Raw genomic sequence first — 12,685 nt, 5'->3', positions numbered from 1 at the left:
GCGCGCATGCATTGTCGCGTCGACGGCTCAGCTGCCTTCCAATATTTGCCAGGCCCGACCCGCTTCGCCTCCCCTGCCGGCTCGTTCAATCGCTCTTCGGCTTCTTCCCCGAGCGGCTGCTGTTCAGCGCCACGGCAGCGCGAACGAGTGCCTTGAAAGCCTCTTCGTTGATGCTTTCACCGTCATGAAGGTCGATGGCGCGGCGGGTGTTGCCTTCGAGGCTGGAATTGAAGAGGCCTGCAGGATCGTCCAGCGAGGCGCCGTGGGCGAAGGTCAGCTTCACCTTGTCCTTGTAGGTCTCGCCGGTGCAGACGATGCCATCGTGCTCCCACACCGGAACGCCCAGCAAGTTTGACGGCTTTCGCCACTTCACCTCCTCGACCATTTCGGGGTCCGCCTGCTTGATCAGCGTCCGCACCCGGGCGAGCATCTCGCCTCGCCAACCGCCCAGCTGCTCGATGCGCGCATCGATCAGCTGGGCGGGCGAAGCTCCGCCTTCCGCGACCTTCGAGGCGTCCGCCGTCATGGTCGTTGCCGCGTTCTTCATCGTACAAACTCCTCCGGCTCTTCGTGCATTCCAGCGCCTGCCGTCGCGACGGCTTCTCGACGTCGCGGACGAAACCTTCCTCTCGCTTGAGGCATTTGTAGCAGGGATCGTTCGAAATGGAGCGTCTGCTTGGCGCGTTTGCTGAACATCATCGGCGCCGCCACCAGCGCCGGCGCCTATGCGCCGGGCCAGGAACGAGCCCCCGCGGCCTTCCGGCGGCACGGGCTGGCGGCGTCGCTGGCAAGCCGGGGCAGAACCATCCGGGATCATGGCGACGTGGCCTCGTTCCGATGGCGGCCGGATTTTTCGCGGCCGAACGCCATGAACCTGGAGGCAGTGCGCCACGCTTGCCAAGCGGTTGCAAACCGTGTGACGGTGGCGATAGCTGCTCGGGAGGACGTGCTCGTCCTTGGCGGCGATTGCACCGTGGAGTTGGGAACGGTCGCCGGTGCGCGCGCGGCCGGCGTTCGGATCGGGCTCGTCTACATCGACTTCGACGCCGATCTCAACACGCCCGGCACCAGCGACGGCGCCCTCGACTGGACCGGCGTCGCCCACATGCTCGGCCTTCCCGGATGCGAGGCTTCGCTTGCCGGTCTCGGCGGCACTGGTCCGATGCTCGCGCCCGCGCAGATCCTCTATTTCGGCGTCGAGAACATCACGCCGCCGGAAGCGGCAGCGATCAAGGAACACGCGATCGAGCTCATATCGCGCGATGAAGCTGTCAGCGACATCGAGGCGGCGGTAGCGCGTGCTGCCGGATGGGCGGCACATTTCGACTGCGTGCTCGTTCACTTCGACGCCGACGTCCTCGCCTTCGTCGATTTTCCGATCGCGGAGAATGTGCGCCGTTGCGACGGTCTCAGTCTGGAACAAGCCGGCTTCGTCCTGAAGCGGCTGGCCGCCTTGCCGCAATGGCGCTGTTTGACGATCACCGAGGTCAATCCGGACCATGCGCCGGAAGAGGCCGCTGCGTTCGCGCGCTTTAATGAGGTGCTTGCGGACGCCCTTGGCTAGCTCGGAAACCATCTCACAGTTTTTCGCCGGGCAACTCGCTCGCCTGCCTCACCCAGTCGGCGAATTGGGACTCGTCGAGCTGGTCCTCATAAATGTCGAGATAGCGCACCTCCGGATGCTTTGACGCGCCGGGCGGCACCGGATCCAGCGACGTGCCGCGGAAGAACGTCACCTTCACGTATTTGGCGAAGACGTGAAAGCTGGCGAACCAGAGATCGTCCTCGACGCCGTAGAAGGGCGAATTCCATTTCACCGCCTTGCGCACATTGGGAACCGTGCGCTCGATGATCGCATCGAGGCGGCGCCCGACCTCGCTTTTCCAGCCCGGCATGGCGGCGATGTAGGCCCGCACGGGCGCATCGCCATAACCTTTCGGGATCTGCGGATTGCCGCCCGAAAGCAGCACCGGCTGGGCGCCCGCCGTCTTGCCCGCGGCAGCCGCGGAAGGCTTGCCCGGCGCCTTCGGCTTTTCCGGAGCCGGTTTCTTGCCAACGGCGCGCGACGGGCGCTTGGGCGTCGTGGGATCGGTCTTGCGGGTCATGGTCGGCTGCCTCTCAAAGAGGTCTTAGCACGAGCCTGCCATAGGCGATGAAGGCACATAGGGCAGCCACAACCAGCCAATAGATCATAGGACCGAAATTCGGGTCGCCTGAATAGATGTGCAAGGCGCAAAACAGCAGCATCTCCGCGGCTATCAGCGCCGCTGCGATCGGAACCAGCATGGCCAGGGGTTTGTAGAATGCCGGGAGAACCAGGCCCAGGGCGCAGATGAGCTCAAGGACGCTCATCGTCAGCCAGGCACCGTGCGGGATCGCGCTCAAGGAAGGCACGGTCTGCGCGGAATTGGAGAACTTCCAGACCGCGCCCGTCACGGTATGCAGGGCGAGCAGGATTTGAAGAACCCACAAGAGAATATTCATGTTACCTCCCGGCTCGCGATGAAGTGCCGCGGCTTACGTTCAGTCCAGCCGCGCCAGCACCTGCTCCAGATTGGCGAAGAAGCGCTGCCATCCGGCGATCGCGCCGCGGTAGTAGGACTGCTGGTCCGGCCGAAAACCCGACTGCTCCATGCGCAGAACCGTGCCCGTGGGCGTCGGTGTAAGCGTCCAGGTGATGACGCTCCTGAGGTCCTTGGTGTCCCAGGTATAGGATAGCGTCCTGTTCGGCTCGACCGCCAGAACCTCGCCGTCCACGGCGCCCCAGGCGGCGCTGAGATTGAAACGGCTGCCCTCCTCCGGCCTGAAATCGGTCTTCATCAGCCACTCCTCGATCAGGTGCGACTGCGTCAGCGCGCGCCAGATCCTTTCCGGCGGATGCGGGATTTCCCGCTCGACGACGACGGAGCGCGGTTCTGATTGCTTCATTGGTCCATCCTGTCGAGCAGGTTTTCGAGCTGGTCGAACTTGCTCTGCCAGAAGCCGGTCATCTCGTTCGCCCAATCGGTCAGCGGGGCGAGCGCACCGGTCTGCGCACTGTAGTGGGTCTGGCGGCCATTGTGGCGGTCGCGCACCAGCCCGGCCTGCTTCAGCACGCCGAGATGTTTCGAGACGGCCGGCTGCGAGACGCCGGCCCGCGCCGTCAGCGCGCCGACCGTCTGCTCGCCTTCGCGGCACAGGCGCTCGAAAATGGCCCGCCGCGTCGGATCGGCGAGCGTTCTGAACAGCATGTCCTGCGCGTCCGGCATTTTTCCTTGATTGATAACTCTTGGGCTATGGGATTGATCAATAACCGCCGGGATATGGATCGTCAACCGGCATTGGGAAGCCGCCACCGATTACCGGCTGGCTTGGCGTGACCGTTGTCACATCCGTTGCAACAGGCCCCGCTCCATGTTATACATGCCGTTATAACATGGAGGTCCCCATGAACACCGTCATTCGCAAGATCGGCAATTCCGAGGGCGTGATCCTGCCGAAGGAACTGCTCACAAAACTCAACCTGCAGGCCGGTGACAATGTCCTGATCGTGCAGGAGGGCGATGAGCTTCGCCTGCGCCGCGTCGAGGATTCGGCGGAGGAATTCGAGCGCAAGATGGCGGTCGCACGCGATCGCATGAAGAAATACGAAAAGGTCTATCGCGCGCTGGCGAAATGACCGAGTTCCATTCGCTCGACTTCATTCTCGCCCTGCATGCCGAGCAATTGCGCCTGCATGGCGGAGCTGCCGGCGTGCGCGACGAAGGCATGCTGGATTCCGCGCTCAATCGGCCGCTGCAAAAACAGGCCTATGGCGACCCCGACTTGTGCGAACTGGCCGCCGCCTATCTTTTCGGCATCGCCAAGAACCACCCGTTCGTGGACGGCAACAAGCGTACCGCGTTGGCGGCAGCCGATACGTTTCTCTTCTTCAACGGACTTGAGCTGCAGGCCGGGGATGAAGACCTTATCCACTTCGTCCTGATGGTCGCCGCCGGCGACATCGACGAGGACGGCGCCGCCGCCTTCTTCAGGGATCACACGGTTGCGCTTGAAGGCTGAGGCTGCCGTCTCAGCCTGCCTTCATCCCGACGATCTCGAATTCCTTGCCGTTGACGCTCGCCTCGTCGCCGACACCCTTGCCGAACAGCGCCTGGGCCATCGGCGAGACGTGGCTGATCGATCCCTGCGCGGCGTCGGCCTCGTCCTCGCCAACGATCCTCCAGGTGTGCCGCTTGCCGTCCTCTCCGAGCAGCGTCACCGTCATGCCGAAGCGCACCACATCGGACCCCGGCTCGGGCACGGAAACCTCCGCCGTCTCGCGGCGGGACGTCCAGTAGCGCAGGTCGCGCGACACCAGCGCAATGCGCTCGCGGTTGGACGAGCGCTCGGCCTCGCCGAGCTCTTCCCTCAGGCGGGCAAGTTCCTTCTCGATGTGCGCCAGGCCTTTTTCGGTGACGAGGTTGCGGTGCTGACTCACCGGCCGCTCGCCGATGTCGGCGATGGCCTCGTTGTCGTCTTCGCGTGTGAACGCCCTGCTCATCGACCAAATCTATGCCTTCGGCCGGTAGCCGGCAAGCCATTCGAGGACAACCGGCCGGTGGCACGTTTCGTGCTCCTCCCACCCAAAAGGCAGACAGGGTGTGCCGATGTTGAACAGACGCCACTTTCTGGCGGGCTCGGCCGGGCTTGCAGCCACCGCGGCGCTGTCGCTGCCGGCGGCGGCGGTGCAGCGCCCGCCGGCGGGGATCGAGACGGCGCACCTGCGCGGCGCCATCAACGCCGCCGAGTCCGGTATCGCGCCGGGTGCCCTGGACGACCAGAGCAAGGCTTTCGCGAAGCTCCTGCGGAAGGCGGAAACCAGCGACGCCCCGATCTTCCTGCCGCCCGGCACCTATGTCGTCTCCAACATCACCTTGCCGCGCCGCCTGCGGCTCACCGGCGTGCCTGGCGCCACCCGCATCCTCTATGGCGGCGACGGCCATCTGCTTCTGGCCGAGCACGGCGACCACATCGAACTGTCCGGCCTCGTGCTCGACGGCGCCAACCGCTGGATCGGCGAGTACGCGCATGGTCTCGTCGATCTGCGCCGCATCAGTCATCTCGTCGTCGACGATTGCCAGATCCTCGGCAGCGGCAGCAACGGCCTGGCACTCGAAGGCGTGTCCGGCCGCATCGAGCGGACGACCATCTCGGGAGCCGGGGAATCCGGTATCTATTCGGTCGAGGCCGGACGGCTGTCGATCGCCGGCAACAGCGTCACCGACTGCGCCAATGGCGGTATCCTGGTCCATCGCTGGCAGGCGGCCGACGATTTCACCATGGTGACGAACAATCGCGTCGAGCGCATCGCTGCGCGCAGGGGCGGCACCGGGCCCTACGGCAACGGCATCAACGCCTTCCGTGCCGACCATGTCATGATCGCCAACAATTCGATCGTGGACTGCGCCTTCTCGGCGATCCGCGCCAACAGCAGCGGCGATATCCAGATCGCCAACAATACGTGCGTGCGCAGCGGCGAGACCGCCATCTATGCCGAATTCGCCTTCGAGGGCGCGGTGATCGGCGGCAATGTCGTCAACGGGGCGGCAAACGGCATCTCCGTCGTGAACTACAACGAGGGCGGCCGCATGGCGATCGTCAGCGGCAACATCGTGCGCAATCTCGTCACCGCCGGCCCCTACCCGGCCGACCCGCCCGGCTTCGGGGTAGGCATCACGGTGGAGGCCGACACCACCGTCACCGGCAATGTCGTCGAGGAGGCTCCGCTCTACGGCATCAAGATCGGCTGGGGGCCCTACATGCGCAACGTCTCGGCGACCAGCAACGTCATCCGCAACAGCCATACCGGCATCGCCGTCAGCGTGGTCGAGGGTTGCGGGCCGGCGGTCATCGCCGACAACGTCGTCGAAGCCGCACCCGCCGGCGCGGTGGTCGGCTTCCGCTGGAGCGAGGCGGTCACCGGCGACATGGCCGAGACGGGCAGCGGCTACGGCCATCTCACCGTCGAGCGCAACCACGTGAGCTGACGGGCGCTACCCCGTCAACGCCGCGGCCGGGCGGACCAGGCCCACCGTCGCGCCCTTGCGGCTCAGCACCGGCGGATGCGCCATCGCCATCAGCCTTCCGGCAAGGTCGGCGTCATGGCCACCAAGCAGCCGGGCCAGCACCGCGGCGACCATGGCGGCGGCGCCGCGCTCGCCGCCGTCGAGGCATTTCAGGGCGATGCCGCAGCCGAGTTCCGGCAGGGCGGCGCAGAAGACACCTTCAGCGCCGACCTTGACGAAGATTTTTCCGGGCGCCGCCTGCATCAGCCTGGTGTCGGCGCGGCCGGTCCCGGCGACGAAGAACGGTTCGGCCATGCAGGCAGCCAGCAGCCGCTTCGCCGCCCGGGCGCGCGCCGGAGCAAGCCCCTGCCCTGTCGCCATGCGGGCGAAGCCGAGCGCCAGGCTTTTCAGCGGCACGGCATAGGTCGGAATGGAGCAGCCGTCGGTGGCGCCGTTCTCCTCGCCATGCCCGGCGCCGGTCACCGCCTGCATCGCCTCGCGCACCAGCTGCTGCGAGCGGTGGTCGGCCGCCACATAGCCGCGATGATCGACGCCGAGATGGCGGCAGGTGCAGAGGAAGCCGGCATGCTTGCCGGAGCAGTTGTTGTGCAGACCGCCGGGCTCGCCACGCGAGCGTGCCAAAGCGAGGCTCGACTCGAAATGGCTCGGCCAGTGGACGCCGCACTCCAGATCCGCCTCGTCGAGACCGGCGCTGGCGAGCATGGCCGCAGCCAACTCGACATGGGCGGGCTCGCCGCCATGCGAGGCGCAGGCCAGCGCCAGTTCCCGGTCGCCGAAGCCGCAGGCGTCGGCAGCGCCGCTTTCCACCAGCGGCAACGCCTGGATCGCCTTCACCGCCGAGCGCGGGAACACAGGCTGGCCGACGTCGCCGATCTCCAGCACCGTCCTGCCGTCGGCATCGACCACTGCGACGGCGCCGCGATGCGCGCTCTCGACATGGCCGCAGCGCAGCACCTCGACCAGCACCGGATCGGTCACGATTTCACCATCTTCAATCGTCTCATTTCGGCGGGCGGGCGCCCTGTCCATCCTTGCCCCAAATGTCGAGGTTCCGCCAGATGCGGCTGGTCAAGCGCCTGTTTCTGTTCCTGCTCGTCGTCTTCGTGGCACCGGCTCTGGCGGCGATCGCCTGGTGGCAATTGGGCGAGCATCCCAGCTCGTGGCGCGACGCCGACTGGTCCTCCTCCGGCCTGCTGGCCGAGCCGCAAGACGACCCGGAAGCCGCGATCTATGTGATGGCGGCGCGAACCGGCGGGCTGAAGGGCGCGCTTTCCGTCCATAGCTGGATCGTCACCAAGGCGGCCGGGGCATCCTCCTACCAGCGCTACGACAAGGTCGGCTGGGGCTCGCCGGTGCGCCGCAACGGCTACCCCGCCGATGCGCGCTGGTATTCGAACCTGCCCACCGTCGTGCGCAAGATTTCCGGCGGCGAGGCCGAGCGGCTGATCCCCAAGGTCGAGGCGGCGATCGCCGCCTATCCTTATGGCAGGCCCGGAGACTATCGAATCTGGCCCGGCCCGAACTCCAACAGCTTCGTCGCCCACGTCCTTGCCGCCGTGCCCGAGCTCGGCGCGAAAATGCCGTCCAACGCTACCGGCCGCGATTTCGCGCCGGGATTCGCGTCGGTCGCCTGGTTGCCGGGAACCCGCGATCTGCACGCGACGCTCGGCGGCTATCTCGGCTTTTCCGCAGGCATCACCAGCGGGCTGGAGATGCATTTCCTCGGCCTGGTCGCGGGAGTGGACATCACCGAACCGGGGCTGAAGATACCGGCCTTCGGGACGGTGTCACTTTCCGGCGTGGCACAGGCGGCCACGGGCGGCGACGGCGACACAGCCGAATGATACTGTCTCACGCATCCAGCCTCCATCCTCGCCACGCCCTGCCTTCGCAGTCTGGCCATTGTTCAAAGAGCGCTCCCTGCCTCGGAGGGAAAAGTCGGGAAGCGGGGCGCTGGGCCGAGCCTCTTTAGTAAAAACATGGCGCGGCCTGCGCGCCCCGCCGGCGATTTCGGGCACCATCCCGTTCCGCTTCGCTATAGCTCCGGCTCCGGCTTCTTGCGTCGCCTCGGCTGGCCATGCCGCAGCACTCGTCCAGTGCGCCCCGCACATAGTTGCAGAGGAGGAACCTTCGGACGGGCCTCCCCGGGCGCGGGCTACGTCTTCCCGCACCGGAGGCGCCGGTCCCTCCCCACCAAACCACCGTCGCGACCGGCGTTCCCGCGGGAGGAACTGCCGGCAAGGATAAGGGAGGCGGAGATGTGGGGGATAAAAAGGCCGGGATTTTCGCGGCCACGGCTGTAAGCAACTGAACAGGCCGGAAAATATTCTCGGCTGCGGATTTTTCATCCCCAGGGATTGGGTGCCAAGCGCCCTCGTCCACGGCTTCAGGTTGGCGGCGAAGCCGTTGCGGCAATCTCACCTGTCGCCGACGATCCCCGTCGGCAGAAATCCGCCGTCGACCACCAGCGTGTGGCCGTTGACGTAGCTTGCCTCCGGCGACAGCAGGAAGGCGACGGCGGCGGCCACTTCCTCCGGCTCGCCGTAGCGGCCCTGCGGGACATGGCGCAGCCACAGCCGGCGCTGCTCCGCGCCGTGCAGGCGCGCCGTCATCGGGCTCTCGATCGGGCCCGGCGCGACGCAGTTCACCCGCACGCCGCGATGGCCGTATTCGGTGGCCATCACCTCCGACATCAGCTTCACGCCGGCCTTCGACGCGCCATAGGCGACCCGGCCGGCATTGGCGCGCAGGCCGGACACCGAGGCGATGTTGACGATCGACAGGCTGGCGCCCATGCGCTCCAGCGCCGCCTTGGCGGCAATGAAGGAACCGACCAGGTTGACATCGAGGATCTGGCGGAACAGCTCGGCGCTGGTCTCCTCCACCGAAAGATCGCTGATGATGGCGGCCGAATTGACCAGGCCGCCGATCAGGCCGAGGCGGTCGATGACCGCATCGAAAGCCTCCGCCACCTCGTCCTCGTCGGTCACGTCGGCGGCCAGGAAGACCGCGTTCTCGTCTGAAAAAGCTTCTTCGGCCGTCGCCAGCGCCGCCTCGTCGGCATCGACCAGCGCGACCGGCCAGCCCTCGTCCAGCAGCCGCTTCACCACGGCCATGCCGATCCCCGAGGCGCCACCGGTCACGACGGCCGAGTGCTTCATCTGATGCGGTCGAGGATGGAGACGTAATTGGCGACCGCGGCACCGCCCATGTTGAAGATGCCGCCGAGCTTTGCGTCCTTCACCTGGATGCCGCCGGCCTCGCCGGTGAGCTGCATGGAGGTCAGCACATGCATCGATACGCCGGTGGCGCCGATCGGATGGCCTTTGGCCTTCAGCCCGCCCGACGGGTTGACGGGCAGCCGGCCGCCCTTCTCCGTCTGGCCCTCCAGCGCGACCTTGGCGCCCTGGCCGCGAGGCGCCAAACCCATCGCCTCGTATTCGATCAGCTCGGCGATGGTGAAGCAGTCATGCGTCTCGACGAAGGAGAGATCGTCGAGCGTCACCCCGGCCGATTTCAGCGCCCGCGTCCACGCCTCCTCGCAGCCCTCGAAGAGAAGAATGTCGCGCTTCGACATCGGCAGGAAGTCCTGCACGTGCTCGTTGGCGCGGAAGGCGACGGCGCGGCGCATTGAGAGCGCCGTGGTCGCGTCGGTCAACACCAGGGCTGCCGCGCCGTCCGACACCAGCGAGCAGTCGGTGCGCTTCAGCGGCCCGGCGACGAACGGGTTCTTGTCGCTCTCCTGGCGGCAGAATTCGTAGCCGAAATCCCTGCGCATATGGGCATAAGGATTGTCGACGCCGTTCCTGTGGTTCTTCGCGGCGATCGCGGCAAGCGCGTCCGACTGGTCGCCATGTCGCTGGAAATAGGCCGCGGCGATCTTTCCGAACTGGCCGGCGAAGCCCGCGGGAATGTCGCCCTCCTCCGGCATATAGGAGGCACGGATCAGATTCTGCTGAACCTGAGGGCCAGGCGTGGTGGTCATCTGCTCGGCGCCGACGACCAGGACGAACTTCGCCGCTCCGACCTCGACCGCCCGGATGCCCTGCCGCACCGCCGCGGAACCGGTGGCGCAGGCGTTCTCGACGCGCGTCGCCGGCTTGAAGCGCAGCCGGTCGTCGGTCTGCAGGACGAGGCTCGCAGTAAAATCCTGCGGCGAGAAGCCCGCATTGAAATGCCCGAGCACGATCTCGCCGACGTCCTGCGGGCCGATGCCGGCATGCTCGAGCGCCTCGGCGGCCACCTTGGTGATCAGGCCCTCGAGCGTCTCGCCCTCCAGCTTGCCGAAACGCGAATGCGCCCAGCCGACGATGCATGCGGTCATGGCGACCTCCTCTGAGTAGTGCATGTTGCGCCAAAAACGGCGGAATTCCAACGCCGTCAAATCTGTTCAATCATGAACGGCTTTTGCAGTGCGGTAAAGATGGAAGTGGTTGTTCGGTGCCGCTTGGGTAACCGAAACAGGTCAGCCGATTTTTGTTGATTGACCCGTCAATAAAAAATAAATTCGCCGCAGGAGAAGACCAATGCCCAAGCTCGGAATGGAGCCGCTGCGCCGGCGTGCCCTCATCGATGCCGCGATCTCGGCGATCAGCGACCGGGGCACGCTCGACGTCACCATGTCCGACATCGCCGGCCGCGCCGGCGTGTCGTCGGCGCTCGCCCACCATTATTTCGGCGCCAAGGAGGACCTGCTGCAGGCGACGATGCGGCACCTGCTCGCCGATCTCGGCCGCGACACGGTGGCGGCGCTGGCCAAGACCCGCACGCCGCGCGAGCGCATCTCCGCGGTGGTGCGCGTCAACCTCTCCGTCAGCCAGTTCCGCCAGGAGACCGTGCACGCCTGGCTTGCCTTCTATGGGGAGGCGCAGAAGTCGACGCCGCTGCGCCGGTTGCTGCGCGTCTACAGCCGCCGGCTCTACTCCAACCTGATGAGCGGGCTCGTGCCTCTCACCGGGCGCCGCGAGGCCGAGCGCATGGCCGAAACCATCGCAGCCATGATCGACGGGCTCTACATTCGCCGCGCCCTGCGCGACGGCCTTCCGCACCCGATCAGCGCCACGGCGCTGGTCGAGGACTATGTCGAGACCAAGCTGAAGCAGTGCAGCGCATGACCCGGCGTCCCAACATCCTCATCCTGATGGTCGACCAGCTTGCCGGCACGCTGTTTCCGGACGGCCCGGCGGATTTCCTTCACGCACCGAATCTGGAGGCGCTGGCAAGCCGTTCCGCGCGCTTTAGAAACAACTATACCGCCTCGCCGCTATGCGCGCCGGGCCGCGCCGCCTTCATGAGCGGCCAGCTGCCGTCGCGCACCGGCGTCTACGACAATGCCGCCGAGTTCGCCTCGTCGGTCCCCACCTTCGCGCATCACCTGCGCGCCGCCGGCTATTCGACCTGCCTCTCCGGAAAAATGCATTTCGTCGGCCCGGACCAGCTGCACGGCTTCGAGGAGCGGCTGACGACCGACATCTATCCCGCCGATTTCGGCTGGACGCCGGACTACAGAAAACCCGGCGAGCGCATCGACTGGTGGTACCACAATCTCGGCTCGGTTACCGGTGCGGGCGTCGCCGAGATCACCAACCAGCTCGAATATGACGATGAGGTCGCCTTCCACGCGATCCAGAAGCTTTACGACCATGCCCGGCATTGCGACGACGCGGAGCGCCGGCCGTGGTGCCTCACGGTCTCCTTCACGCATCCGCACGACCCCTATGTGGCACGGCGCAAGCACTGGGACCTCTACGAGGACTGCCCGGCGCTCGATCCGGCCGTCCCCTTCATCGCGCGGGAAAAGCAGGATCCGCATTCGCAGCGCCTCTACGACGCCAGCGACTACGGCAGCTTCGACATCACGGCGGAAGACATCCGCCGCTCACGGCGCGGCTATTTCGCCTCGATCTCCTACATCGACGAGAAGGTCGGCGAGATTCTCGGCGTGCTCGAAGCGACGCGCATGCTCGGCGACACCGTCGTCGTGTTCTGTTCCGACCATGGCGACATGCTCGGCGAGCGCGGCCTGTGGTTCAAGATGAACTTCTTCGACGGCTCGGCGCGGGTGCCGCTGATGATCGCCGGCAGGGGCATTCCGGCCGGCCTGGTCGAGACGCCGGTCTCCAATCTCGACATCGCGCCGACGCTCTGCGACCTCGCCGGCATCGACATCGGCGCCATCCGCCCGTGGACCGACGGCGAAACGCTGGTTCCGCTGATGCAAGGGCAGCCGCGTACGACGCCGGTGCTGATGGAATATGCCGCCGAGGGCTCGCAGGCGCCGCTGGTGGCCATCCGCGAGGGCCGCTACAAGTTCGTGCATTGCGAGATCGACCCGCCGCAACTGTTTGATCTTGAATCGGATCCGCTCGAGCTAAAGAACCTCGCCGCCGACCCGGCCAATGCGGCGCTGGTCGAGGGTTTCATGGCCAAGGTGCGCGCCCGCTGGGACATGGCGGCCTTCGACGCCGCCGTGCGCGAGAGCCAGGCGCGGCGCTGGGTGGTCTATCCGGCCCTGCGCAACGGCGCCTACTACCCCTGGGAATTCCAGCCGCTGCAAAAGGCGTCCGAGCGCTACATGCGCAACCACATGGATCTCAACGTGCTCGAAGAGAGCAAGCGTTTCCCGCGAGGAGAGTGAG

At 66.2% G+C, this 12,685-nt stretch carries 16 protein-coding genes; 7 read left to right on the top strand and 9 right to left on the bottom strand.

Features of this window, described 5'->3' with window-relative positions:
* Window positions 1-85: 85 nt before the first annotated feature.
* Window positions 86-547: a DUF1801 domain-containing protein gene (locus C7I84_RS24430; RefSeq protein WP_106774834.1), complete on the bottom strand. Its 462-nt coding sequence runs from the start codon at window positions 545-547 to the stop codon at window positions 86-88.
* A gap of 129 nt (window positions 548-676) precedes the next feature.
* Here C7I84_RS24430 and C7I84_RS24425 point away from each other — a divergent pair, with 129 nt between their 5' ends.
* A complete protein-coding gene (locus C7I84_RS24425; RefSeq protein WP_165816197.1) occupies window positions 677-1,564 on the top strand; it encodes an arginase family protein in 888 nt (295 codons plus the stop codon).
* 13 nt (window positions 1,565-1,577) lie between these two features.
* Here the strand turns inward: C7I84_RS24425 and C7I84_RS24420 are convergent, their stop codons facing one another.
* Genes C7I84_RS24420 through C7I84_RS24405 form a run of 4 tightly spaced genes read right to left on the bottom strand, consistent with a single transcriptional unit; the run spans window position 1,578 to window position 3,248 of the window.
* Window positions 1,578-2,105, bottom strand: coding sequence for a DUF1801 domain-containing protein (locus tag C7I84_RS24420; protein ID WP_106774832.1), 528 nt, complete (start codon window positions 2,103-2,105; stop codon window positions 1,578-1,580).
* Window positions 2,106-2,118: 13 nt separating this feature from the next.
* Window positions 2,119-2,484 carry a DoxX family protein gene (locus C7I84_RS24415; protein WP_106774831.1) on the bottom strand — a complete coding sequence of 122 codons (366 nt, stop codon included), beginning with the start codon at window positions 2,482-2,484 and terminating at the stop codon, window positions 2,119-2,121.
* A 39-nt stretch (window positions 2,485-2,523) separates the two neighbouring features.
* Window positions 2,524-2,928: an SRPBCC family protein gene (locus tag C7I84_RS24410; protein WP_106774830.1), complete on the bottom strand. Its 405-nt coding sequence runs from the start codon at window positions 2,926-2,928 to the stop codon at window positions 2,524-2,526.
* Window positions 2,925-3,248: an ArsR/SmtB family transcription factor gene (locus C7I84_RS24405; RefSeq protein ID WP_106774829.1), complete on the bottom strand. Its 324-nt coding sequence runs from the start codon at window positions 3,246-3,248 to the stop codon at window positions 2,925-2,927. Before C7I84_RS24405 ends, C7I84_RS24410 begins: the two co-directional genes overlap by 4 nt.
* Window positions 3,249-3,427: 179 nt before the next feature.
* Here C7I84_RS24405 and C7I84_RS24400 point away from each other — a divergent pair, with 179 nt between their 5' ends.
* Together C7I84_RS24400 and C7I84_RS24395 are read left to right on the top strand one after the other, a co-directional pair.
* Window positions 3,428-3,658 carry an AbrB/MazE/SpoVT family DNA-binding domain-containing protein gene (locus C7I84_RS24400; RefSeq protein ID WP_106774828.1) on the top strand — a complete coding sequence of 77 codons (231 nt, stop codon included), beginning with the start codon at window positions 3,428-3,430 and terminating at the stop codon, window positions 3,656-3,658.
* Window positions 3,655-4,041 carry a type II toxin-antitoxin system death-on-curing family toxin gene (locus C7I84_RS24395; RefSeq protein WP_106774827.1) on the top strand — a complete coding sequence of 129 codons (387 nt, stop codon included), beginning with the start codon at window positions 3,655-3,657 and terminating at the stop codon, window positions 4,039-4,041. Before C7I84_RS24400 ends, C7I84_RS24395 begins: the two co-directional genes overlap by 4 nt.
* Before the next feature lie 10 nt (window positions 4,042-4,051).
* Here the strand turns inward: C7I84_RS24395 and greA are convergent, their stop codons facing one another.
* Window positions 4,052-4,522, bottom strand: coding sequence for a transcription elongation factor GreA (greA, locus tag C7I84_RS24390; RefSeq protein ID WP_106774826.1), 471 nt, complete (start codon window positions 4,520-4,522; stop codon window positions 4,052-4,054).
* 106 nt (window positions 4,523-4,628) lie between these two features.
* Between greA and C7I84_RS24385 the strand changes: the two genes are divergently transcribed.
* Entirely contained in the window at window positions 4,629-6,008 is a 1,380-nt protein-coding gene (locus C7I84_RS24385) for a TIGR03808 family TAT-translocated repetitive protein (RefSeq protein ID WP_106774825.1), read from the top strand.
* 6 nt (window positions 6,009-6,014) lie between these two features.
* On the opposite strand, the gene C7I84_RS24380 is transcribed toward C7I84_RS24385, so the two are convergent.
* Window positions 6,015-7,025: an asparaginase gene (locus C7I84_RS24380; protein ID WP_106774824.1), complete on the bottom strand. Its 1,011-nt coding sequence runs from the start codon at window positions 7,023-7,025 to the stop codon at window positions 6,015-6,017.
* Between the two features lie 80 nt (window positions 7,026-7,105).
* Between C7I84_RS24380 and C7I84_RS24375 the strand changes: the two genes are divergently transcribed.
* Window positions 7,106-7,891, top strand: coding sequence for a DUF3750 domain-containing protein (locus tag C7I84_RS24375; protein ID WP_106774850.1), 786 nt, complete (start codon window positions 7,106-7,108; stop codon window positions 7,889-7,891).
* Window positions 7,892-8,464: 573 nt separating this feature from the next.
* Here the strand turns inward: C7I84_RS24375 and C7I84_RS24370 are convergent.
* Window positions 8,465-9,208 (bottom strand): SDR family NAD(P)-dependent oxidoreductase, encoded by a 744-nt coding sequence (locus tag C7I84_RS24370; protein WP_106774823.1) that lies wholly within the window; start codon window positions 9,206-9,208, stop codon window positions 8,465-8,467.
* A complete protein-coding gene (locus tag C7I84_RS24365) occupies window positions 9,205-10,371 on the bottom strand; it encodes an acetyl-CoA acetyltransferase (protein ID WP_106774849.1) in 1,167 nt (388 codons plus the stop codon). Before C7I84_RS24365 ends, C7I84_RS24370 begins: the two co-directional genes overlap by 4 nt.
* A gap of 202 nt (window positions 10,372-10,573) precedes the next feature.
* Between C7I84_RS24365 and betI the strand changes: the two genes are divergently transcribed.
* Both betI and betC read left to right on the top strand, forming a co-directional pair.
* A complete protein-coding gene (gene betI, locus C7I84_RS24360) occupies window positions 10,574-11,161 on the top strand; it encodes a transcriptional regulator BetI (RefSeq protein ID WP_106774822.1) in 588 nt (195 codons plus the stop codon).
* Window positions 11,158-12,684, top strand: a complete 1,527-nt coding sequence (gene betC / locus C7I84_RS24355; protein WP_106774821.1) for a choline-sulfatase — start codon at window positions 11,158-11,160, stop codon at window positions 12,682-12,684. Before betI ends, betC begins: the two co-directional genes overlap by 4 nt.
* The last annotated feature ends 1 nt before the right edge of the window (window position 12,685 follow it).

Origin of the sequence: Kumtagia ephedrae (assembly GCF_003012745.1) — a bacterium.
Taxonomy (GTDB): Bacteria; Pseudomonadota; Alphaproteobacteria; order Rhizobiales; family Rhizobiaceae; genus Kumtagia; species Kumtagia ephedrae.
The sequence above is the reverse complement of the archived record's forward strand: the minus strand, read 5'-3'. Positions and strand labels throughout refer to the sequence as shown.